At 63.2% G+C, this 23,273-nt stretch carries 23 protein-coding genes; 20 read left to right on the top strand and 3 right to left on the bottom strand.

All coding sequences use genetic code 11. The features are described from left to right. Positions 1–55: 55 nt before the first annotated feature. Genes ACM608_RS03755 through ACM608_RS03745 form a run of 3 tightly spaced genes read left to right on the top strand, consistent with a single transcriptional unit; the run spans position 56 to position 6,196 of the window. Positions 56–1,222 (top strand): DUF6361 family protein, encoded by a 1,167-nt coding sequence (locus ACM608_RS03755; RefSeq protein WP_141459413.1) that lies wholly within the window; start codon positions 56–58, stop codon positions 1,220–1,222. Beyond that, complete coding sequence (locus tag ACM608_RS03750; RefSeq protein WP_141459415.1) at positions 1,212–3,074, top strand: phospholipase D family protein; 1,863 nt, start codon at positions 1,212–1,214, stop codon at positions 3,072–3,074. Before ACM608_RS03755 ends, ACM608_RS03750 begins: the two co-directional genes overlap by 11 nt. Next, positions 3,071–6,196: a helicase-related protein gene (locus ACM608_RS03745; protein ID WP_141459417.1), complete on the top strand. Its 3,126-nt coding sequence runs from the start codon at positions 3,071–3,073 to the stop codon at positions 6,194–6,196. Before ACM608_RS03750 ends, ACM608_RS03745 begins: the two co-directional genes overlap by 4 nt. Here ACM608_RS03745 and ACM608_RS03740 read toward each other — a convergent pair. The 3 genes from ACM608_RS03740 to ACM608_RS03730 are packed head-to-tail and all read right to left on the bottom strand — an operon-like array spanning position 6,178 to position 7,758. Further along, on the bottom strand, positions 6,178–6,870 hold the full coding sequence (locus ACM608_RS03740) for a HEPN domain-containing protein (RefSeq protein WP_141459419.1): 693 nt from the start codon (positions 6,868–6,870) through the stop codon (positions 6,178–6,180). The genes ACM608_RS03745 and ACM608_RS03740 overlap by 19 nt on opposite strands. A 37-nt stretch (positions 6,871–6,907) precedes the next feature. Next, a complete protein-coding gene (locus tag ACM608_RS03735) occupies positions 6,908–7,171 on the bottom strand; it encodes a helix-turn-helix transcriptional regulator (protein ID WP_007010920.1) in 264 nt (87 codons plus the stop codon). A gap of 50 nt (positions 7,172–7,221) precedes the next feature. Then, a complete protein-coding gene (locus ACM608_RS03730; protein WP_419681902.1) occupies positions 7,222–7,758 on the bottom strand; it encodes a transcriptional regulator in 537 nt (178 codons plus the stop codon). Between the two features lie 270 nt (positions 7,759–8,028). Here ACM608_RS03730 and ACM608_RS03725 point away from each other — a divergent pair, with 270 nt between their 5' ends. From ACM608_RS03725 to ACM608_RS03645, 17 genes are read left to right on the top strand one after another with little or no spacing between them, the layout of a single operon-like run. Next, positions 8,029–8,373: a TrbC/VirB2 family protein gene (locus ACM608_RS03725; RefSeq protein ID WP_141459422.1), complete on the top strand. Its 345-nt coding sequence runs from the start codon at positions 8,029–8,031 to the stop codon at positions 8,371–8,373. 26 nt (positions 8,374–8,399) lie between these two features. Then, positions 8,400–8,687: a type IV conjugative transfer system protein TraL gene (traL, locus tag ACM608_RS03720; RefSeq protein ID WP_007013892.1), complete on the top strand. Its 288-nt coding sequence runs from the start codon at positions 8,400–8,402 to the stop codon at positions 8,685–8,687. Positions 8,688–8,699: 12 nt separating this feature from the next. Further along, positions 8,700–9,272, top strand: a complete 573-nt coding sequence (locus tag ACM608_RS03715; protein WP_141459425.1) for a type IV conjugative transfer system protein TraE — start codon at positions 8,700–8,702, stop codon at positions 9,270–9,272. Further along, positions 9,272–10,030 (top strand): type-F conjugative transfer system secretin TraK, encoded by a 759-nt coding sequence (locus tag ACM608_RS03710; protein WP_141459427.1) that lies wholly within the window; start codon positions 9,272–9,274, stop codon positions 10,028–10,030. Before ACM608_RS03715 ends, ACM608_RS03710 begins: the two co-directional genes overlap by 1 nt. Beyond that, positions 10,023–11,357, top strand: a complete 1,335-nt coding sequence (locus ACM608_RS03705) for a TrbI/VirB10 family protein (protein ID WP_141459429.1) — start codon at positions 10,023–10,025, stop codon at positions 11,355–11,357. Before ACM608_RS03710 ends, ACM608_RS03705 begins: the two co-directional genes overlap by 8 nt. Beyond that, on the top strand, positions 11,354–12,244 hold the full coding sequence (locus tag ACM608_RS03700; RefSeq protein WP_141459431.1) for a DsbC family protein: 891 nt from the start codon (positions 11,354–11,356) through the stop codon (positions 12,242–12,244). The genes ACM608_RS03705 and ACM608_RS03700 overlap by 4 nt, the downstream gene beginning before the upstream one ends. 5 nt (positions 12,245–12,249) lie before the next feature. Further along, positions 12,250–12,993: a conjugal transfer protein TraV gene (locus tag ACM608_RS03695; protein ID WP_419681899.1), complete on the top strand. Its 744-nt coding sequence runs from the start codon at positions 12,250–12,252 to the stop codon at positions 12,991–12,993. After that, complete coding sequence (gene traC / locus ACM608_RS03690; protein WP_141459433.1) at positions 12,993–15,539, top strand: type IV secretion system protein TraC; 2,547 nt, start codon at positions 12,993–12,995, stop codon at positions 15,537–15,539. Before ACM608_RS03695 ends, traC begins: the two co-directional genes overlap by 1 nt. A gap of 32 nt (positions 15,540–15,571) precedes the next feature. Beyond that, complete coding sequence (locus tag ACM608_RS03685) at positions 15,572–15,967, top strand: hypothetical protein (RefSeq protein ID WP_141459435.1); 396 nt, start codon at positions 15,572–15,574, stop codon at positions 15,965–15,967. A gap of 35 nt (positions 15,968–16,002) precedes the next feature. Continuing rightward, entirely contained in the window at positions 16,003–16,371 is a 369-nt protein-coding gene (locus ACM608_RS03680) for a TrbI F-type domain-containing protein (RefSeq protein ID WP_234036265.1), read from the top strand. Then, positions 16,358–16,882 (top strand): S26 family signal peptidase, encoded by a 525-nt coding sequence (locus tag ACM608_RS03675; RefSeq protein ID WP_141459439.1) that lies wholly within the window; start codon positions 16,358–16,360, stop codon positions 16,880–16,882. Before ACM608_RS03680 ends, ACM608_RS03675 begins: the two co-directional genes overlap by 14 nt. Further along, the gene (gene traW / locus ACM608_RS03670) at positions 16,879–17,523 is read left to right on the top strand and encodes a type-F conjugative transfer system protein TraW (RefSeq protein WP_141459441.1); all 645 of its coding nucleotides are present in this window, start codon (positions 16,879–16,881) and stop codon (positions 17,521–17,523) included. The genes ACM608_RS03675 and traW overlap by 4 nt, the downstream gene beginning before the upstream one ends. Then, entirely contained in the window at positions 17,520–18,548 is a 1,029-nt protein-coding gene (gene traU, locus ACM608_RS03665; protein WP_141459443.1) for a conjugal transfer pilus assembly protein TraU, read from the top strand. Before traW ends, traU begins: the two co-directional genes overlap by 4 nt. Next, on the top strand, positions 18,545–19,309 hold the full coding sequence (trbC, locus tag ACM608_RS03660; RefSeq protein ID WP_141459445.1) for a type-F conjugative transfer system pilin assembly protein TrbC: 765 nt from the start codon (positions 18,545–18,547) through the stop codon (positions 19,307–19,309). Before traU ends, trbC begins: the two co-directional genes overlap by 4 nt. Beyond that, positions 19,306–21,027: a conjugal transfer protein TraN gene (locus ACM608_RS03655; protein ID WP_141459448.1), complete on the top strand. Its 1,722-nt coding sequence runs from the start codon at positions 19,306–19,308 to the stop codon at positions 21,025–21,027. The genes trbC and ACM608_RS03655 overlap by 4 nt, the downstream gene beginning before the upstream one ends. After that, positions 21,008–21,844 (top strand): conjugal transfer protein TraF, encoded by an 837-nt coding sequence (locus ACM608_RS03650; RefSeq protein ID WP_141459450.1) that lies wholly within the window; start codon positions 21,008–21,010, stop codon positions 21,842–21,844. Before ACM608_RS03655 ends, ACM608_RS03650 begins: the two co-directional genes overlap by 20 nt. A gap of 1 nt (position 21,845) precedes the next feature. Next, entirely contained in the window at positions 21,846–23,270 is a 1,425-nt protein-coding gene (locus ACM608_RS03645; RefSeq protein WP_141461845.1) for a conjugal transfer protein TraH, read from the top strand. Positions 23,271–23,273: the final 3 nt, after the last annotated feature.

Raw genomic sequence — 23,273 nt, 5'->3', positions numbered from 1 at the left:
CCGAGAACCTGACCTCGCCGCCCTGCCCTTCCCAGCACGTCCCGAAGAAGCATTCATGTCCTATCTCGCCTGGATTGATTTTGACCCGGAAGAGCGTCGCCGCGCTCAAACCCTGATCGACCTGTTCAAGCAGCCCGAGGCTCGCGACGAGCTCGGCCTCGGCACCGTGCGTGACGGGCTGGCCGATCTCCTCTTTCCCGGAACCAGCACGATCCAGACGCGGCTGCGATACATGCTGTTCATTCCGTGGATCTATCTGGAAGCACAGAGTCGCAAGGCCACGCAGGCGGAACGTACGATCATTGCTCGCGACATGGAGTTCGACTTAAGCGAAGCATTGCTGCGTGGTGGAGAAACCGTTGATGTAATTGGCCGTCTTGCTGGACGACAACTCAAGCGGCTTCCCTCAAGTGTTTACTGGGCAGGTTTGAGCACTCTGGGCATTCGGACACTGCCGGGCAGCCATTCGACCTTCTTGTCCTATGGTCCCGAAAGCCTGAAGGACCATGATCTCAAGCTATGGGCGCCGAACCTTCCGAAGCCGCCCGCAAATCTACTGGATCGGGCTTCCTTCGCCCTGGCCGATGGCGAGGCCGATTTCCTGCGAGACCGCATCGAAAGCCATGCAGGCTCAAGCTTGCTTAACGAGCTCGCTCGCAAGGGCAAATCCTTCGCGGATGATTGGCCGTGGCAGATCAGCGAAGACACCATGTCAGACGCCAATCGCGCGATCCTCCGGCACGCCGAACGATTTTCGGGGGTCATGTACGGAGCCAGCCTTCTCTATAATCTCCTGTTGGCCCTTCGTGCTGCAGAGCGGCCAAACGCCAAGAAGCACGCCGATGCGTCGACGCTGGCGGCGGATTATCGCTCACGCATCGAAGCTTGGAAGTCGGAGATCGACCACCTGGCGTTGAACGACTGGGATCTCGACGATCTCTTCGGCCTGATTGGCAGGACGAGCCACAACCTCACCAAGTCATCACGGGACTTCATCCGGGGATGGGTGACAATCGCCCGAGATGGCACTGGCCCAGTCGAAGCCGATCACCAGGCGATAGAACTGCTCAAGCAGCGGGAGCATGGGCTGAAACGGATGAAGGCAAGGCTCCTTCACGATGCGCCGCTTGAACGCTGGTCAGGGGCTTCGGGGGACGCGCGACTCGATTTCAGGTGGGGCATCGCCAGCCGCTATCTCGGGGAGCTTGCCGATGCCGGTTGATCCCGCCTTCGACCCTGAAAATCGCGAACTCTATACGTCGCTCATGCGCTCACCCGACGGCTATAGGTTCGACAACGCGATAGCCACCACCTATTCGCTCGATTTCGAGACCGCCCTCGCGATCCCGATCGCCATTGTATTTCGCGACGCGGAGAATCGCGACGAGATGCTGCGCAGCCCCTTGGCTCTGCTGCAAAGCGTCGAACGGATGGCGGGCCGGATGGCCATTTACTGCGATCGCGGCCGCATCAAGGAAGCGCGCCCGAATGCAGCGCGCCTGATGGCCCTCTATGAGAAAACCATCACCGAGGTTGCGGCGCCGGCCGGCGGCGCGTTTCATCCTAAATTGTGGTGCATCCGTTTCCAACCGGAGCGCAAGGGGATGCCCATCCGCATGCGGCTGGCGATTCTCTCGCGTAACCTGACCAATGATCGATGCTGGGACTTGGCGCTTTGCCTCGATGGCACGGTCACCGACGATATTTGCGAAGGCAATGAACCAGTCGTCGGGCTCTTACGCGCTCTTCCGGGACTGGCGAATGCGGCCAATCGGCCGACCGCACCCAAGTTCCTTCCTGCGCTGCTGCGCGATCTCGCTCGCTGCTGGTGGAACGATCTCCCTGCCGGGGCAACCAAGATCCGCTTCGCTGTCAACGGCCTGGAAGCGGGAGCCTGGGCCCCGCAAAAGGGGGAGCGCCTGGCAATCCTATCCCCATTCGTGAGCGGGGACGCGCTCAAGCAACTGGCTTCGGGATACGATGATCCCGCATCTTGCCAGCTCGTCGCGCGAGCCGAGGAACTCGACTGCGTCAAACCGGCCATTCGCAGTCTGTTTGAGATACAAACCCTCGACGACCGCGCCACCGAATACGAGAAAGAAGACCGCGAGGGGGCTTGTTCGGCCGATCTCGAGGGTCTTCACGCCAAGGCCTATGTCGTCGAGCGCGGCTCACGCCTGCACATTCACCTTGGTTCCGCAAATGCGACGACGGCTGCGCTGGTGCCGACCCACGGAGGCCGAACGCAGAACGTAGAGGTCATGGCGACGCTCGATGGCCCGAAATCCCGGATGGGAACGATTGAGGATGCGGTATTCTCGGAGGGATTTCGGCGCCTCCTGGCCCCTTATACGCCATCCGAGCCGCCCGAGCAGGACGCCGCGGCGGCAGCCGAAAAGGCGCTGGAGAAACTGCGCATCAAAATCGCGGCGATCGCGCTCGACCTTCATTGCACGCAATTGACGGATACCATCGCGCTCGAAGTCGAGATCGCAGGCAAAGCCCCATCCCTGGAATTACCGGACGGCGTAAGCTGTTTCATGCGCGCAATCACCGTTGCGAACGAACGGGGGTATGATGCCGCGGCGCTGCTCGCGAAAGCACAGCCTAGAATGACGCTTGGTTCGGTGCCGCTAAGCGAGGTCACCCGCTGGTTGGGAATCCGCCTTCGCGACGAGCGGACTGGCGTGGAAGTCGCCTTCACCCTTGGCGCGCGGCTGGTCGGGGTGCCTGATGGGCGCGACGCCGCCGTACTGCGGGCGCACATTGCGAATGTCGAGAATTTCTTCCGATATTTGAGCTTGCTACTCGGGAGCTTGGGGGAAGGTAGCTTCCTCGAGAGCGAGACTGCTGGCGAAGGGCAATGGCTGCGCCGGCTCGGTCAGGGCGGAGCATCGCTTCTCGAACCGATGGTCCGCGCTCTAAGTCTCGATAGCGGCGAGCTCGTCGAGATCGATCAGCTCATCAAGCGTCTCGAAGATCCGGAAGGCGGCGCGAACATTGTTCCGCCGGAGTTTCTCGCGCTTTGGGCAAGTTTTGCGCCGCTCCTGGCCACCAAGGGAACACGACAGTGAGCTATCGGGCGAACGACCATTTGGAGCTCTTGAAGCCCTTCCAGCGCGCCACGGTCGACTATGTCTTCCAGCGCCTGTTCACGGATGCCTCGACTACGCGTCAGTTCCTCGTTGCCGACGAAGTCGGCTTGGGAAAGACCATGGTTGCGCGCGGCGTTATCGCCAAAACGATCGAACAACTGACCGGGAAGGTTGACCGGATAGACGTGGTCTACATCTGCTCGAACCAGGCGATAGCCGAGCAGAATATCAAGTCACTCAATGTGATCGGATCAGCGACGAAACCGCTGAACACCCGCCTCACCCTCCTGCCGCTTGAGATCGAGCAGGAAGGAGGGATCGCATCCAGGCCCATTAATCTCATCAGCCTGACACCGGGGACGGCGCTCGATCTGAAGTCGTCGTTGGGGACGGCAAAAGAGCGCGCTCTCATTTATGAGATGCTGAGAAAAAGGCTCGGCATCCGGCATGGCGGTGTGCAGCGCATTTTTCGCGGCGGAGTTACGCCTGAGAACTGGCCCGGCTGGACAGACTGGATGCGCGCCCAGTCGATTTCGAAGGAGATATCCGAGAAATTCAACGACGCTATCGGGGATGAATTCATCCTGCGCATTCGCGAGGCATCGGAGCTGGCACGGAACAAGAAAAGTCCGGACTACCCACCCGACCAGCGCCCGGCCGCGATAATCGGGGAACTTCGCCGCATCCTGGCACGGATATGCGTCGATGCACTTACCCCAGATCTCATCATCCTGGACGAGTTCCAGCGGTTTGCCGAATTGTTGCATGAGCACGATGAGAGTCTTGCACCCGAAAAAGCAGCGGCTGCGGAGCTTGCGCGGGCGCTGTTTTCCTACTCCGGCCCGGACGGCTCGTCGGCACGCCTGCTGTTGCTGTCCGCTACGCCGTACCGGATGCTCACCTTGAGCAGCGACGATCCGGAAGAAGGCGATCACTACAGCGACTTCCTGCGAACCATGCGCTTTCTGTTCGGCGACGTGGACGGCGAGGCGCGTGTCAGTGAACTCGAGATTGAGCTCTCGAAATTCCGACGTGCGTTGCAAGCCATGCCTGCGTCAAGATCGGCCGCGCGTTTCCAACGCGACCGCGTGCATCACATCCTCAGCCAGGTTGTTGCCCGGACGGAGCGCGTGGACTCCACCGCGGATCGCAACTCGCTGGTAAGGGAGTTGAAGCCCATGCTGACGATAGAGACGGACGACCTGAGGGAGGCAAAAGCGGTTTCGCAGGTGGCCGAGCTCGTCAGTGCGCCCGGCATCGTCGAATATTGGAAGTCGTCGCCCTACCTTCTCAACTTCATGCGCGGCTACAAGCTGAGAGAGCGCCTGCAGGCAGTTAAGCTGCGGCCGGCCAGGGAGCTGCGCACGGCGATTAGAGCCGCCGCGCCGTACTTCATCGACAAGGCTCAAGTCGAAAACTTCGCTGAGATACCACTTCGCAACGGACGAATGCGCGCGCTCGCCGACACGGCCTTCCAATACGGCCTTGATCGTGCGCTGTGGATTCCGCCTTCCCGTCCTTCGTTCGGAGAGCCTGTCCCTGCGACCAAGACGCTGGTTTTCTCGGACTGGTCGATGGTCCCGGATGCGATTGCGGCACTTCTCTCGCATGAGGCGAGCCGGCGCATGAACATGTCACCGGACCTGGTGGGGCGCACAAGCCGCCCAATCGGCGTCGAAGAAATGATGCCGATGTTGTGTCCGTCTCCGACCCTTGCCGCTTGGGTGGATCCCTTGCAGCTAGAACAGCGCCATGGACGAGCGGGCACTTATGCTGAACTGCTTGTCCAGGTTCGTCAGGTTCTGGGGGAACGCCTCAATCCGGCGTGTCTTTCCCGACTGGCCGAGCGATCCGACCGCCTGTTGCCCCTTACAATCGAGGCCGAACTGGACCGGGGTGTGGACTGGGGCCGCGTCGGTGCCATTGAGCACGATGCGCATGACGAACATGGCGCGATGGCACGGACAATCGAAGCGATTAAGCAGGCATTGGATTCCGACGACCATCACGGCGCCCCCGATCCAAGAGACATAGTCGACAAGCTGGCGGAATTTGCGCTTGGCTCGCCTGCGACCTGCGCACTTCGCGCGCTCGCTCGCCTTTGCCCGGAGTTGCAGATCGACGATCCGGCGCTAGTCGGCGCGGCGATCGTGGTCGCGCTCGGGTTTCGCAGCCTGTACAACCAACCAGAGAGCCGCGCTCTGCTGGAGGAAGTCTCGCCTCTGAACTATTGGCGCCAGGTCAACGCACACTCGGCGCAGCACGATCTCGCAGCGGTGCTGGATGAGTATCTCCATCTGGTCCTAGAAAGTGAACGCGCCGAGCAAGTCGATGCGGCCGAACGAGCCCGGCTCATCGCCATGAAGGTGGTCGAGGTTGTCGCACTGCGGCCCGCTCAGATTACGCTCGACCACTGGACGGCCGGCCGCGCACGCTTGCAGGACCAGACCTTCGAAATCCGCGCGCGGTTCGCCATGCGCTTCGCGACCAAAGCCGAAGAGGAAAAGGGCGTTCGCCGAACCACTCTCGTCCAGGCCGCTTTCAAATCGCCTTTTCGCCCGTTCGTGCTGGCATCCACGTCAATCGGGCAAGAGGGCCTCGATTTTCACCCGTATTGCGCGCGGATCGTCCACTGGAACCTTCCTCGCAATCCGGTCGACATCGAACAGCGCGAGGGCCGTGTCCATCGATTCAAGAATCATGCGGTGCGCCGCAATATCGCGGCAGATTTCGGCAGTTGCGCTTCGGCGCTCGTCGGCGCCGAGGCACCATGGACTGCCATGTTCAAGGCGGCGCAGGATCAACAAACGGCCGATGGGCATGCCGGCGATATCGTGCCCTACTGGATATATCCCGGCGAGGCGAAGATCGAGCGCATGGTCCTCATGCCCCCCTTCAGCCGTGAGCTGGAACGCTATGAGAACCTGAAGAAATCGCTGGCGAGCTATCGACTGGCATTCGGGCAACCGCGGCAGGACGAGCTGATCGAACTCTTCTCAGGAATGAGCGAAGATGTCGTGAGCGAGCTAGCCGAGTTTCAGATTTCGCTCAGACCCGGCCTCTGCCTGACTGCCAGCTCTGATCATTCCACGACAGGATAGTTCGGCATCGGCCATTCGTGCTGCGGATTGTCCATCATCAGATCGACAAAGATCGGCAGCAGGCAACCCAGCAGCGACGCCCCGTCCCTCACCTGGTCGCGATTGACATCGCTGTTCCAGGTTGCGCCGCCATGCACGAGCTGATTACGCAGAACGTAAAGCCGATCGAACAGGATCGAGAGGATCCGGACTGTGTCGTGCTCGCGCAAGGCATGATTGATGGCGGTCCGGCTACGCTCAAGCTTCTGCTCCCAATCATCGTATCCGGGCACACCATTCTGATACTGCCAGAAGGGGTGATAGACATAGCGGTTATCGAGCAGGAGGCGGATCTCCTGGCTGAAACGCTGCCAGACAGCGTCATAGACCCGGTGGCGCCCGTCAAACTTCACCAGTGTCGAGAAGAACGTCTGGAACAGGCCGCGCTCGCCTTCAGGGGCTGAGCTACTGGCCGAGGCTTCGACGTCGCCAGCATAGGCAGCATTGAACCCGATCCAGAGGAGAATGAAGCGAACGTCCTGGTCCTCGTCCTCCGCTACAGCGCGGCGAAGCCAGGACAGGGCGCGGTGAACACGCAGGGTCAGAGGCGTTGGAAAACCTGCGCGAAGCGATCGCTGCTTCTCTTTCAAGGCCTCTGGATGAAGTGGATTGCCCGCCGAGTAACGATGAACCATGCGCGCAGCTTAGCGCGAGGATTTTCCGTGGCATAGATCATGGATCGGCGCGCGACGAATTCAGAGCGATCGACTGGATCCAGTCGTTGATTTCTGCCTCGACCCATACTGCGCATTTGGGACCAAGCGACCGCGACTTAGGAAAGCGGCCCTCGCTCATCCGCAGGTAGATGGCTGAACGCCGCAAGCCGACCCGGTCCATGACTTCGGGTAGACGCAACAGCCGCGCCGGCGGAAGGACTTGCCGCAGCGCCTCGTCATCGGTCGAAGCGCCATCGGTGATCTGGGGTTTCGCATTCATGGTCTGTCCTGTCGGGTAGATTGGCTCGGTCCCCTCCGAGGTGAATAGCCTTAGCGCGGCAGCGCCATCGCGATGTCACGATTGGCAAAATCGTCGATATGCTTGGCGAGCATGCGCGCTACGAGTTGCGAGGTGCCGTTAGCCCACCGCGGCCTCAGATCTTCGACCCGTCGACCAAGCGTCCGCTCGAGCTGACCAGGCAAAGCGGTGAAGAAGTCTTCAAGGAACTCCCCCATCTCGCTGCGCATCCATTCGCAGGCCAGATCTTCCTGACCAGCAAGAGCCAGGATCATGCTCGCACGTGGAAAGGCGCCGCACACGTCGAGTACGAGGGCAGCTTCATCTAGACCGATCGGCCGGTCGCCGCGCATGACGCGAAGCAGGGTCTCGCGATGGATGCCTACTTCCCGGGCAATCTGGTGCCTCGGTTTGTCGGACGACTCGATGGCGTGGGCCAGAATGTGCGCGAGACTGGCGTTCGCTTGCCTCGGAATGACGCGGGCTGGTGCATGGAAGAAACTCCGACGATGAACAACTGAGTCGTAGCCATATCGCGCGCACCGCATGTAGGAAAACAAAAAGAACATTAGCGGAACATCTCGTTTCTAGGCGAATCATCTTCGCACCTGATTCGTCGGCGAAGGTCGCCTGACTCGTCGGAGTTCACCGACCCAACAAGCCACATAAACCGCCATTTCCGAACGCAATCTCCGACACGGGCAATTCAGTAAGTCCATATTCGTCCGGACCACAGGTGCTCAGTCACCTCAGGCTTTCCTACATCGATTTCCTAGATGCATGTGGAACACACAGCGAACGAAAGAACGCTGGGTTCACCCCTCCAGATGGAGCTCCATATGCAGTCTCTCACCCTCTCCCGGCGTTCCGGCGCCACCGATCAAAGCCCCTCGAAATTCGGGCGGGCGATGACCTTCGCGGTACCGCTTGCGGTCGCAGCACTGGCCGCCAGCTCCGCCTACGCGGGCGCCGACACAACCTTCACCCCTGCCCTCACGAAATTCACCGATTTCCTCGAAGGCTCGGGCGGCAAGATCATCACGGTCCTCAGCCTTGCAGGCGGACTCATCGGTCTCGCCTCGGGCCGGTTCTCGCTCGGACAGGTCGCTGTTCCGGTCGGTGTCGGCATCGGCGTCGGCACGGGTGTTCCGATCGTCACCTCGGTCGTCACCGCGGTCATCTGACGCATCGGACGGGAAGGCGCGTCGCCATGGCGGACCCATACATCATCCCGCGTCGGCTCGACGATCCGGAGCTCATCGGCTTCTGGACCATTGACGAGTTCGCCGGGATGCTCATCCCCTTCACCTGGGGGATCCTCAGCCAGCATATCTTTATCGGCATCATCGTTGCCTTCGGCGCCTGGTTCGCGCTGCGAAAGGCAAAAGCAGGACGCGCCAGCTCCTGGGTAGCCCATGCCGCCTATTGGTATCTGCCTGCCGGATTGTTGGGCCTGAAATCGACGCCGCCTTCCCACTGCCGCCTGCTTGCCGGTTGAGGGGAGATATCCATGTTTGCCGACATTTCACACGAGCGTCAGCAATCGCTGCTGCGCCAGCGCAACCTCTTTGCGCTCACCAGCGCCGGGCTTGGCATTGCGCTTGTCGTCGCCGTCAGCCTTGCTGCCACCCGCGACCGCGAAGTTGTGCTCCTGCCAACGCTCCCCAAGCAGCTCACCGTCAGCAGCGCGGGGGTCGAGGCCGACTATCTCGAACTCGTGACCCGCGATGCCGCGCTCGTCTTGCTCAATCGCAGCCCCGAAGGCCTCGACTACTGGATGGACGAGATCCTGAAGCTCGCCGATCCGGCAAGCTACGGACGCCTTAAGGCCGATCTTGTCCGAATTGTCGACGAGCAGCGGGGGTCGGACGTCACCCAGGCCTTCGTCATCCGGTCGATGACCGTCGATCCCAAGGGGCTGACTTCCGATGTGACGGGCACGCTCAAGACCTTTGTCGGCGCCCAGGTCATCGCGAGCGACGAACGCCGTTTCCGCTTCAACTGGACCTACCGGGGCCTGCGTCTCGCGCTGTCAGGCTTCAGCCAGTTGCCCCCCAAAGACCCAACGAAGGAGGCCCAGTGATGGCTTACCGACGCAAGACGCGCGCGTGGAGCCTGGCTCTTTGTGCCAGTACCATCCTCGCATTTTCAGGGAGCGGCGCCCAGGCCGCCGACCAGTTCAAACAGGCTGCAGACGGAGCGAGCATCGAATGCGCCGTGTCGTCCCGCGAGCTGACGCGCTTCGCGCTCATCGACGACCAGTTTGCCAGCGTTTCGAAGATCTCGACCGGCACGCCCTACAACGATTTTGCGGTCACCAACGAACCGCTGCGCGGCGACATCTACGTGTCCGTGCCCGAGACCTATGCGGCGCGGTCGATCAGCTTCTTCGCCACGACCAAGAAGGGCTTCGTCTACAAGGTTTCCTGCCAGGTCGAGCCTGTCCCGGCAGTGCAGGTCTTCATCACCAACCCGGCGATCGCGACAAACAAGGCATCTGGCTGGGAAAGCGAAACGCCGCTTGAAACAAGCGCGGTGCGGCTGATCCAGGCCATGGCCAATGACCGGACGGTCGATGGCTTCGAAGTCAGGCAATCCTCAGCCCTTCCAGCACGGGTCGGCGATCTCGAAATCCAGCTCATCGCCGACTACCGCGGCAGCGCGCTCGCCGGAAAGGTCATCCGCCTGGCGAACCGTGGCCGCAAGCCGCTGACGCTTACCGAAGCGGATCTCGCGTCCTCCCAGACACTCGCAATCTCGATCGCCCAGCCCACTCTCAAATCGGGAGAAAGCACGGTCGCCTTCATCGTCGGTTCGAACGGAGGGTTGGGCCATGACTGATACTCCTTCGATCTCAACCCCGGTACAGGCCGATCCGGCATCGCCGTCGCCAGTAACCAGCCTCAACGCGAAGACCGCGCGGCGGCAGAAGCTTCTGCTGGGCTCGTTGGGCGCACTCGCGCTTGTCGGCGGCAGCTGGTTCATCCTGGGCGGCGACGACGGCGCGAAGAGCGACGATCCCACCGCCGCCCAGACCATCGACACGGCAGGGCTCATCAATCGCGACCTTTCGCAGCGCGAGTTCGTCGCGACCTACGGCAATCGTCTCGATGCCGTGACCCGCGAGCAGAAGGCGATGAAGGACGCGAGCCTCCCGCGCGAGGAAATCGAATCCCAATTGGCCGCACTCAAGGCGGAGAACCAGGCCATGCGGATCGACGGCCAGGCCGCGATCGATGCGATCTCCGCTGAGAACGCGGATCTCAAGTCGCGCCTTGCCAGCCAGGCCGCCCCAGCAGCCGCAAGCCTGCCGCCACCGGCCTATGGCCCGCAGGCGGGTGGCTACGATGCGCGCGGTCGACCGGTTCAGCCTGCCCCTGCGGGTGCTGCGCTGGGCGCGAGCGAAGCGGGCCTGCCCGGGCCCGGTGAAGTCAAACTCATGAGCTTCACCTCCGACAAGGCAGGGGCCAGTGGACTGAGAGCGGCACGCCCGGAAGTGCCGCCGGTCGTGGTCGAGGACTCGCCGGACTATCTGCCGCCCAATTCCTATGCTCCGGCCAAGGTCATCGTCGGCGTCGATGCGTCGGCCGGCGTCGCGAGCCAGACCGATCCGCTTCCCGTGGTGCTGCGCATTACCGGTCCGGCGCGATCGGTCATGCAGAACGGCAAGGTTCTGACCACGCGGCTCCAGGGCTGCATCGTCAATGGCGCAGCACGCGGCGATCTCTCGTCCGAGAAGGTCTATGTGAAGCTGGCGCGGATGACCTGCGACCAGCCCGGCGGGCGCGTCGCGGTGAGCGAGGTCAAAGGCTTCATCAGCTTTGCCGGAAAATCGGGCGTGCGTGGGCGTGTCGTCAGCCGCGAGGGCAGCCTTGTCAGTCAGGCTCTGCTTGCCGGGATTGTCGGCGGGTTCGGGCGCGGCTTTTCGGCGAACGCCAACAGCGTCTTCTCCGGCGTCACGACCAATGCTGATGGCACCCGCTCGAAGCTCTCCGCCGGCGACATCCTCGGCGGCGGGCTCGGCCAGGGCGCCGCGGACGCCGCCGATACGGTCAGCAAATATCTGATCGAGCGCGCCGAACAATACCAACCCGTCGTTGAGATGCCGACCGGCATCGATGTCGAGATCGTCTTCCTCGACGGCGTCTACGTGAGGAACTCCCAATGACCCCCGCCACAAACGATCCGACACCGACCGAGCCGCGGCGCTGGCTGCGACCAATGGCGGCGGCCGCTGCCGTCATCGCCCTGTCGGCCGCAACGGGCTGGGGCGTGGCCAGCCTCGCTTCCCCGACCCAGGCTCCCGATACGGCAAAGGTACGCGCCGCGCTCAAGCTGCGCCTGCCGAAGACGCCGATCGACGCCATCACCTGCGATGGCCTTGGCGGCCTGTGCGAAGTCGCTTCGAAATCGACGCTGTTCTACGTCGATCGCGCGGCCAAATATCTGGTGATCGGGCGCATCTACGACATGGAGGCGCGTCAGGACCTGACCGCAGCCCGTCTCCTCGCGCTCAATCCCGACCTGTTGGCAGCGGGCGCTGCGCGGCGAAGCAATGCCGGCGAAGAAGACCAGCCCGCACCGCGCGCCACCCCGCAGAAGGTATCGCTCGCCGGCCTGCCCGCGAACGGCGCGATCACCTGGGGACCAGCGAATGGCCCCAAGGTCGTCGTCTTCTCTGACTTCCACTGCGGCTACTGCAAGAAGCTCGAGGCCGAGCTGAAGGCGATCGGCGCGCGCGTCGAGGAGCGGCCCATTTCGATCTTCGGCGCCGAGAGCCGCCGCGATGCCGAACGGGTGCTGTGCTCGCCGCGCCCCGAGGTGTCCCTCCACATGGCCTATTCGGGCCTCGCCCTCGCCAATCCGAAGCCGTGTGACACGAGCGGGCTCGATGCCAACGAAGCCTTTGCCAAGCGCCAAGGCTTCAACGGCACGCCGGTCATCGTGCGCCCGTCCGACGGCGCGATCCTCGAAGGTTACCGCCCGGCTTCCGTGCTCCGCGAATTCCTCAAAGCCGCAAAAGCGGCCGCCCCCGCTCCGGCCAAGAAAGGATAATCGTCATGGGAATTTCCCACCGTATTCTCGTCTCTGCCTGTTTTGCCGTGCTGACCAGTGGCTGCGCCACCTTCGGCACCAATATCGAAGGCGATTTCACCTGTCGTGCCCCCAAGGGCGACTGCGCGCCCAGCCAGGTGATCGATGCGCGCGCGACCAAGGATTTGTCCGCGACCGGACCGGTCCAGGACGGCCTGCGTCCCCCTGTTTCCGTCGCTTCCGGCGATCAGGGTCGCACCTCCGAGCGTACGCTCAGAATCGTCTTTCCGGCGCATATCGATGAGACCGGGACGCTGCACGACGATGCGGTCGCCTGGGCGGTGGTCGAAAATCCGCGCTGGGTCGCAGAACTGCGCCGCAAGGCAGGCGAGGATACCGCCCCGCCGCTGATGCGGCAGCTCAGGCGCCAGCTGAAGGCCGCGCAGGCCAAGAGCGATCTCCTGAACGAAACCACCACCTTTCCCCAGGCCGAACAGCCTGAAGCCGAGACGTTCGATCTCGGACAGCCCTTTCAGCCTTCGTCCTCGCTTGATGACATCCCCTCTGCCTCGCCGCTGGTCCTCCCCTCCACGGCGCGCGAGGCGGTTGCCGGTGCGACAGCACCGGCGGTCGAGGGGTTCGACATGGCGCAGCCCCCGCATGATCGAACCCCTCGGCCCTCTGCCGACAAGGCCCCGCTGATCTTCCCGACCATCGAGGCGATCGAGGCCGCCAAGAACGCAGGGCGCGCACAGAAGGAGCCCAAGTGATGGCCGAGAAACTCAAGACGATTGTCGACAGGCTCCTCACCGGGCTTCTGGGTGATGCCGAGCATGCCGAGCATGACCGACCTGCCCTGATGCTCGATCTGCTGTCGGACTGGCTCCCCTACCGGGTCTACGATCCGGCGAGTCGACTCTACTTCAACGCGCGCTCGAAAGGCTTCGTGCTTTCGGTCACCCCCCTGATCGGAGCGGACGAACGCACCGGCGAGATCCTCGGGTCCTTCTTCTCCGAGGGGCTTCCGGCTGGCGCCTGCCTCCAGGTCCTGCATCTCGCCTCGCCGCGCATCAGCCGTATCGTCGCACCCTGGTTTGCGCCGCGCTACGTCCAGGGCGGCGTCTACGAGGCGATTGCCCGCCACCGCGCACGTCGGCTCTACGGTCTCGTCTGGGAATCGGGTTCGCAGGACGCACCCTTCCACGCCCGGCACCATCAGGTCATCGTTTCGGTCGGTGTGCCTGCCGCCAAGGCGGTCAGCAACGAGGATCTCAAGCAGACCCGCGACGGGCTCATCGCCATGCTGAAGTCGCTCAACCTAGGCGTGGCGGAGGTCGAGCCGCAGCAGCTGATCGCGATCATCGACGACCTGACCTCGCCGACCACCGCGCCGCAGGACGATGCCGTACCCTACAATCCCAACGACGCAATCGCGGCCCAGGCGATCCGGCACGATATCGAGCTCGTCATCCAGGAAGACCGCATGCGGCTCGTCACCGAGAGATTTCGTGCGACGGGCAAGATCGAGGACGGCGTGCCCGAGATCGGCACGGTCTACCCCGATGCGTTCGACGTGCGGCATTTTTCCTCGCGCAACATGCCCCAGCGCTGGGCACCGTGGGAATGCGCGCGGCTCATCGGCGACATGTTCACCGACAAGCTGCGCTTCCCTTGCCCGGCCGCGACGATGCTGTGCCTCGTCTATCCCGACCAGGAAGCCGCCTCAGCCAAGGCCGGCTTCAAGTTCATGCGCACGACGAGCCTTGCCGGAACGCGCAGCGCGCGCTTCCTGCCCCGCATCGGCGAGCAGGCGGCCGAGTGGCAGCATGTGCAGTCCGAGCTGCAGGAAGGCCGCCGTTTGGTGCGGGTCTTCTACGGCCTGACGACCTACTCCCCGCTTGGCCGCGGGGACCGCGACGAACGCGCGATCAAGTCGATCTACAAGGCGGCGGGCTGGGATCTTGCCGACGAGCGCTACCTGCAGATCCAGGGACTGCTGGCGGCAATGCCGATGACGCTGGCCGATGGGCTTGGCGCGGACATGGAGCGCCTCAAGCGCTTCAAGACCGTGCTGTCGACGACAGCGGCCAATATCGCCCCTATGCAGGGCGAATATCTCGGCAGCGTCCATCCGCATCTGCTGTTTGTGGGTAGACGCGGCCAGCCCTTCTTCTGGTCGCCGTTCGAGAACGATGCTGGCAACCACAATGTCGCGATCTGCGGCAAGTCGGGATCGGGCAAGTCTGTGCTGCTCCAGGAAATGTGCGCGGCGCTTCGCGGTGCTGGCGCGCAGGTCGTGGTCATCGACGACGGACGCAGCTTCGAGCATTCGGTGAAGCTGCAAGGCGGCCGGTTCGTCGAGTTCACGATGAAGGCCGGATTCTGCCTCAATCCGTTCTCGATGATCGATGGCGAGCGCGCGGCCGAAGACGAGGATTACCGGCTCGACTGTTTCGGCATGGTCAAGGCCATCGTCGGCCAGATGGCGCGGCACAGCGCAAAGCTGAGCGACACCGAGCGCGGCCTGATCGACCGGGCGGTCAACATGGTCTGGAGCGAACGGGGCGTGGCGGCATCGATCACCGGCGTCGGCGAAGCACTGGCCGGTCTCGGCAATGAAGCTGCGAGCGATCTCGCCACCGCGCTTGCGCCATACATGGCCGGCGGCACTTATGGTGCCTTCTTCGAAGGCCAGGCTAGCCTCGATTTCGACACCGACTTTACCGTCTTCGAGATGTCGGACCTCGCCACCCGCGAGGAACTGCGCAGCGTCGTACTCTCGGCGATCATGTTCATGACCAGCCAGGCCATGACCCGCAGCCCACGCTCGGTGAGGAAGCTGCTCTTGATCGACGAGGCGTGGTCGATGCTCAAGGGCGGCTCGATGGGCGAGTTCGTCGAGACCTACGCCCGTACTTGCCGCAAATATGGCGGGGCGCTGGCGACCGCGACGCAGTCGCTCAACGACTATTACAAGTCCGACGGCGCGACCGCTGCGCTGGAAAACAGCGACTGGATGCTGATCCTCCAGCAGAAGCCCGAGACGATCGCCGATTTCAAGGCGTCGAAGCGCCTCGACATGGACGACCGCACCGAGACCCTGATCCGCAGCCTGAAGCGTTCGGGCAGCGACTATTCGGAAGTCTTCATCAAGGGCCCGGAGACCGAAGCCATCGGTCGGCTTGTGCTCGACGACTATTCGGCGACGCTGTTCTCAAGCTCGCCCCAGACATTTGCCGCGATCGATGCCGAAATCGCGCGCGGCCACCAGCTTGCCGACGCGATCGAACGGATCGCCTTTGCCAATCGAACCTGACTTCTCCCTCCATCCAAGGACACCCAAAACCGATGCCACTCCATCTCGTCACGCCGATCGACCGGGCCCAGGATGCCCGTGCCGACAGCAAAAGTCTCGAGCTGCCCGCCAAGGGCTGGCGCTCCCATGCCGCCGACCTTTGCTACATCGTGCTTCGCGGCAGCACCTTCCTCGCCTCGAGCTACCTCATGGCGCTCGGGCTCCCGCTGCTCTTCTTCCTTCTGATTTCTGGCGGCGATGCCGGGGTCTTCTTCGCCCATCTCGCCAATATTTCGGACCGCTTCTTGGGCGCCGAGCAAGGCCGCCAGATCGGCTTCCTCGACGAGTTCAAGTTCGTCCTCATCGGTGTCGCAACGCTCGTCGTGGTCTGGCGCCTGCCGCGCTTCATCAGCGATCTCGAGCGCGAGCTTTCGGGAGAAAAGCTGTGACGAACATATTGGCAACACAGTCTCTGCGCGGACGCATGGGTGCGGTGAACTGGACCGCCGTCGCGCTCGGTTTGAGCATGGTCGGCTCGGCGCTCTGGGGTGTCTGGGCCACCGACAAGCTGCTCGCGCTCGACAAGCGCGAAGTGGTGACCGTGCAGCTGAGCCGCATCATGGGCGACTTCATCGAAGCCGAGGCGCGCGCGGGAAGACCGCCAGAAGAAACCAAGATGCGCGTCCAGGCCTATCTCCAGGCGGTCGAAGCCTCGGTCGAACATCTGGGCCGCGAGGGCCGCACGGTCCTTGTCGCCGAAGCGGTGGTTGCCGGCAGCACGCCTGATCTCACCGAAGCCGTGCGCGCCGATGTCGCGCGCCGCGTGGGAGCCATTCCCGATGCGCGCCGCTGATCTTGTCCTCCACTCGCCAACCGGGCGGCGCCTCGCGCTGTGGGCAGGGCTTGGCGCGGCAGCGCTCGCGCTCACCTCGCTCGCCGCCTTCTCGAAGGACCACGCGCTGATGATCAACGCCAGTCCGAGCCTGCCTTACTGGGCGATCTGGCTCGATCGAGGCACGCTGCCAAAGCGCGGCGAGATCATCCTGTTCGATCCGCCCGGCTCGCCGCTGCTCGAAAGGCATTTCGGTAAGAAGCCCAAGCCATTCGGCAAGAAGGTAAGCGGCATGCCCGGCGATATCGTGACCGAGAAGGAGCGCAGCTTCTTCGTCAATGGCCGCAAGGTCGCGGTAGCCAAGCGTGCTAGCCGTTTCGGCGAACCGCTGGCGCTCGGCCCGACAGGCGTCGTTCCTCAAGGCTGCTATTTCGTCACCACCGCGCACAAGGACGGCTTCGACAGTCGCTATGCGGCGATCGGGTGGATCTGCGCCAGGCGCATTCTCGGGGTCGGGAGGCCGATCCTGTGACACCGCTTCGCGCCGCCCCATTCCTCGTAGCCGGTCTTCTGATGGCCGCGCCGGCAAGCGCCCGCGACTACGGCCAGCAAGGCACGGTCTGGCCCGTGATCGAGCCTGACCTGCTCGAGCAAATCCATGCCCGTCTCACCCATCTCGAGAAGACCGGCGAGACGGCCAAGCTCAACGAGGAGCTGAAGCGGCGCACGATAGCGCGCGTCAACCGCCCCGAGCCAGTCGCAGGGATCAATGCTGCGGCGGCAGCGCGCAGCTGGCGTTTCGATCCGACGATCAGCGTCGAGCGCGACATTGCCGACGACAAGGGTCGGGTGATCGTGGCGGCCGGAACGCGGGTCAATCCGCTCGACACCGTACCGCTGCGTGTGACGCTGGTATTCCTCGACGGCGATGATCCCGAGCAGCTTGCCTGGGCAACCCGGCGCTATGCCAGCACCAAGGCCAAGCTCATCCTCGTGCGCGGCGCGCCGCTCGAACTGATGAAGGCCCGCCAGCGCCGCTTCTATTTCGACCAGGGCGGCAGCCTCGTGAAGCATTTCGGCATTCGCGCCGTGCCCGCAACCGTCGAGCAGCAGGGCCGCGTCCTCATCATCACCGAGCAGCCGGTTCGCCCCAAGGAGCGCGCATCGTCATGAGCAGAAAAAATCGTTTTCTCACATGGATATGCTGCGCGATCCTTGTCTGTAGTCTCAGCCTTGCTGCGGCTTCGCCAGCGCAGGCATCTGCCGGTCCGGGCCGCTGCACGGGCAAGTTCGTCAATCCGATCACCGACATTTGCTGGTCGTGTCTTTTTCCGATTTCGGTCGGCGGCCTGAAGATCTGGCCGTCGAGCCGTCCCGACACGAGCAACCCTGCGCTTCCCGTTTGCCTCTGCGGTTTGCGGCCGGGCATCGCCATGGGCTTCTGGGAGCCGGTGCGGCTTGCCGACGTCAGCATGAAGCCCTGGTGTTTCGTCAATCTCGGCGGGATGAAACTCGATCCCGGCTTCGACATCGGGTTCAAGTCGATGGCGGGACCCTCGGCGGTGGGCGGCGCGACGCAGTACAATTCTCAGTGGCATGTCCATTGGTATGCCTATCCGCTGATCTACTGGATGGAGATCGTTGCCGATTTCCTGTGCCTCGAGCAGGGCTCGGTCGACATTCTCTATATCACCGAGATCGATCCGCTCTGGCAGGACAGCGAACTCACCGCGATTATCAATCCCGAAGCGGTTCTCTTCGCCAATCCGCTGGCGCTTGCGGCCTGTGCGGCTGACTGCGTTGCTGCGACGGCCAAGCTTCCGACCGACGAGCTCTTCTGGTGCGCGGGATGCCAGGGCAGCATGTATCCTTTGAACGGCAATGTCTCGGCAACGATCGGGCATGTCCAGGCATCGCGGCTCGCCCTCGCCCGCTTCTCCTACAAGCTGCACCGCGAACTCGTCGCCTGGGGCACGATGGGCAGCAAGGGGCTTTGCGGCAAGTATCTGATGCCGGTGATGAGGAAGCAGCAATACCGCTTCCAGGCCACCAATCCCAATCCGCAGACCAAGGGCCGCTACGCCTGCGCGCCCATTGGCGCCTCCACCACCTTCATGTCGGCAGGTCAGGTCTATCCCGCCATCGGCGAGGACATGGGCTATCTGGTCTGGCGCAAACGGAACTGCTGCGCGCTATGAAAATATTCCCTCATCTCCTTGTAATCGCGTCGATCACTGGCGCGGCCGCTATAGCGGGAGCCGCAGCACAGACGAGCGAACCGGAGCTCAATCTCGAAGCGATACGCGCCCGCGCCAAGGTCGAGGCGAGCGAAGCCGATGCGCTTGCCGCCAATGCCCGCGCGCGCGCCGAGGCAGTCCTTAGCCAAGCCAATGACAGCGCCGCCGAAGCTCAGGCGCATGACAAGCGCTACACCGAGCAAGCGGCAAAATCCTTGCGGCCAGAAAGCGCGGACATCTTCGACTTCGACAAGATGGTGGCCGATGCGGGTACCATGGCCAGCGAGGGCTTGGGTGAAGCACCCCGCTTCATCGCGTTCGCTTCGCTCTCGATGCCGCCAGCGGCCTTGCGCGCCATGGCGGACGACGTTGCCCGTGCAGGAGGTGTGGTCGTACTTCGCGGGCTGCCAGGGGGCAGCGCGAAGACCCTGACCGCAGCGCTCGCGAAAGTTGCAGCGGAGGGCGGCAAGCTCGACGCGGTCGGCATAGACCCGCGCCTGTTTCGCGCCTTCGGGGTCGAGGCAGTCCCAACCTATGTCGTGACCAGCAGCGATTTCGATCTCTGCGATGGCTTCGATTGCCGGACCCAGGTTCCGCCCCACGACCGGATGAGCGGTAATGTGAGCGTGTCCTACGCGCTTGAAACCTTCGCGCAGGGCGGCGGTCCCGGCGCCCTCCTCGCATCCCAGCATCTTGCCCGCCTGAAACGAAGTGACCCATGAAACGGCTTTTCCTCCCGCTTCTCTACCTCGCCTGCGCCTGTCTGCCGACAAGCGTCTCGGCCCAGACCACGACCGATGCCGCCAAAGCGGATGGCAAGGCGTTCGGACGCGACAAGGCGGCTACGGCGCAGAGCGCGGCGACGACCGACCCGGACGCAACCCGCGTTCCCAACTTCGGGGCAGTCCCGAACCAGTCGGGCTATTTCGATGATCCTGACCGGATGGCGCGTGAAGCGGCGAGCCAGGCGACGGCGAACACCGGATACCGGACCATGCGCGATTCCATGGATCGCCGTGCGCAGTTCGCGCCGCAGGATCTCGACGCGGTTGTCGCGCGCAGCACTGTCATCAGCAACGACCCGCTCTCCTACACGAGCGGCATGAGCATCAGCGGGAGCCAGGGCCGCTGCGTCCCCCTGCCTCCGGGAACCGGCACGGCAGCGCGTTACATGGCGACCTGCAACGTCGGCTATACGGCTTCCCAGGAGAACAGAACCTGCCCGGTGACGCTGAATGCCACGATCGAGCAGCGGCAGGTCTATGGCTACTATTGCGTCGGCGGGAGCGGCGTCGATCCGGCATCGATCTACAATTGCAATCGCTACCCGGCGCCGCAATGCACGGTCACGCAGTCCTATCCGATCAATCTGTGCGATCCCTATCTCGGCATCTACTGGGGCTGCAACTCGGGCGACCTGCGCGTCGATCTCGTAAGCTGCACCGCGCCGGTCGATGGCGCGACGCCCTACAGCGTGACCGGCGAGAACGTCGTCACGACGAGCCGCGATGAAAGCCAGTGCGCGGGCCTTGCCGCGGACAATTCATGCCAGCAGGACACCGAAACTTGCACCGACAGCGATCCTGTCACCCGGATCGTCGATGGCATCTCGGTGACCCAGCCCTGCTGGGCATGGTCGCGCAGCTACACTTGCGCCCAATTTACCGAAGCCCAGGACTGCCAGACGCTGGAAAGCACGCCCGGCTGCTCGCTGGTGCGCGAAGACTGCCTTTCGGGTGAGCCCTGTCGGACCTGGGAGCGGGTTTACGACTGCCCGGTTCCGGACCAGCCCGCTGATACCAGCCAGTTCATCTGCGACGGCGACGTCTATTGCATCGATGGCTCGTGCGAGACGATCGAGCGCGAGGCCAATGACGAGTTCAAGGACGCGGTTGTCGCGCTCAACGCGATGGACCAGGCGCGGCGCGAGTTCGATCCCGACACGCTCACCTTGTTCAAGGGCACGCGCAATACCTGCTCGTCCAAGGTCTTCGGCGTGCTCAATTGTTGCAAGGGCAAAGGTTTCCCGCTCATTCCGGGTATCCAGCTGCTTGTCGCGCTCGGCTGCAGCCGCGAGGAAATGCTGCTTCACCAGCGCGATGCGCAAGGCCTGTGCGCCTATGTCGGGACTTATTGCTCGGACAGCTTTCTGGGCGTCTGCCTGACCAAGAAGAAGGTCTATTGCTGCTTTGAGTCCAAGCTTTCGCGGATCCTGCAGGAACAGGGCCGCCAGCAGCTGAACAAGCCCTGGGGCAAGCCCAAGACCGAGCAGTGCCTTGGCTTTACCATCGACGAGTTTTCGCGGCTCGATCTTTCAAAGATGGATTTCAGCGAGGTCTACGCCGAATTCACAGATGCCGCGCGCCTGCCCGACGAGCTCCAGGCCGCCACCGAAATCCAGCAGAAAATCGAGGACTATTATGCCCGCGCCAGCCAATAAGGCCGCCCGGCGGCTGCTTGCCGCCTGCCTCTCGCTCACCGCTGTTGCGCCCGCGCTCAGTGCTCCGGCACACAGCCAGGAACCGCCACTGGTCACGACCAGCGACAGCCAGGACAGCTTCTACTGCGAGGAACGACGCCTTGGTTACTGGTTCTATTGCGCCAAGCCCAAGCCGTCCGAAGTGCAGGAGGAGGCATCTGAGCCTGCTCCGAGTGCGACGAGCCAGCTCGATGCAATCACGGCAAATCTGCGCGAACTGAAAGCCAAGGCGATCCTCGAGCCGACGCCGGCCAATGTGACGGCCTATATCCGCTTTCAGCGCGCCCAGCTCGACCGGGCATCTCTGTTCAGCGATGTCTGGCAGCGGGCGATCTGGCAGGATCCTGACCTCGATTATACGCTCCAGCGCCCGGTTTCGACGCTCGGTAAGCGCCAGTGGCAGGACTCGCGCAATGCCGAGCGCAATGCGGTGATGGCACAGCTCTCGCAGCGCTACGGGCTGTTCTATTTCTTCGCCCAGAGCTGCGGCGCCTGCGAAGTCATGTCGCCGATCGTGCAGAGCGTCGCTTCGACCTGGCACATCACCGTGCGCGCGATTTCGACCGACGGCGGCCCCTCGCGCCATTTCCCGAATTACACCGTTGAGACCAACCAGCGCAGCCGGATGGGGCTCGAGCCCAAGGTCACGCCGGCGGTCGTGCTCTGGGATGCCGCCAAGGGTCAGCCCATCCCGATCGGCTACGGCGTGATGAGCGCCGACGAGCTTCAGGACCGCATTTACCTCCTCACATCGAAGGAAGCCGGACGTGACTACTAGGATGAAACGTGCCGTCGCCGCGATCCTCGCGGCCACCCTGCCCCTTACCAGTGCATCGGCCGATGTCGGTAGTTCGATGGACTCGTTCCTGAACGATGTCGGCGGCGCCGCCAACGTCAATGGGCCGACCGCGTTCCAGGGTCAGTCGGCAGGCTATTACAGCCTCGGCAACGTCTGGACGCGCTTCCCTCAGAAAACGACCAACATCGCCAATCTGCAGCTGCCGCGCGCCCGTGCGGGCTGCGGCGGCATCGACATCTTTGCCGGATCCTTCAGCTTCATCAACGCGAGCGAGATCGTCGCGATGCTGAAGGCTGTCGCCAACAATGCGGTCGGCTTTGCTTTCAGCCTGGCGATCGACACGGTCTGCCCGGAATGCTCGAAGATCATGCAGGAGTTCAGCCAGAAGGCTCAGCTCATGAACAACCTCAACATCAACTCCTGCGAAATGGCGCAGGGGCTGGTCGGCGGCATCTGGCCCAAGGGTGATCTTGCCGACAAAGCGATCTGCGAGGCGATCGGCAATTCGGAAGGCATCTTCACCGACTATGCCGCCGCCAAGCACGGCTGTGGTACCAAGGGGCAGCGGGCGAGCACGACCGCGCAGGGCGACGGCGAATATGCCGACGTTAACCCGGCCGTCGCGCGCAACTACACCTGGACCATCCTCAAGAAGTCCGCGTTCTTCTCGCCGAACGGCACGTTCGACCGCGAACTCGCGGAATATGCGATGACGCTGATCGGCACGATCATCTACGTGCCGCCCAAGGATGACGAGCCGGGCAAGTTCGTGCCCTTTGCGGGCGACGCCTCCTCGACGCTGGTGACCGCGCTGCTCGACGGCACGTCTGGCAGCAGCGTGAAGGTCTTCGACTGCGACGAGCCCGACCAGTGCCTCAATCCCAGCTTCAAGACGCTTAGCCTGCCTGCCTCCAAGGCGCTCCGCCCCCGCGTCTCTGCACTGATTGCGGGCATGGTCCAGGCGATCCACGACGACACCGCGATCACCGATGCGCAGAAGGAGCTGCTGCAGGTCGCCTCGGTCCCGCTTTACAAGATCCTCACCGTCCAGGCCGCCTATGGCCGCGGCATGCCGACCGATGATCGTGAGACGCTCGCGGAGATTGCCAGCGTCGACCTTCTGTTCGCGGTGCTCGACAGGATCGTCAGCGAAGCCGGCCGCTCGATGTCGAGCTTCATCGGCGCGGACGAAGCCAAGATCGCCATGTGGCAGGGACAGGTCAACGTTGTCCGGCAGGCACTCGCGGACCGGCAGGCGAACACCCACCTAAAGGTGGGCGCCATCATGCAGATTATCGAGAAGACAGCGTTCATTGAGAACGTGCTCGCCGCCTCGATGTCGCCGGGTATGGCCGCCTCGCTCGACTGGTCGCGCGGCGTGCAGTCGCGCGCCCTCACCCACTGATCC

Origin of the sequence: Sphingomonas sp. ID0503 (assembly GCF_048565625.1) — a bacterium.
Taxonomy (GTDB): Bacteria; Pseudomonadota; Alphaproteobacteria; order Sphingomonadales; family Sphingomonadaceae; genus JBLZUR01.
Note: the sequence above shows the minus strand (reverse complement) of the source record. Positions and strands in the feature narration are given on the sequence as shown.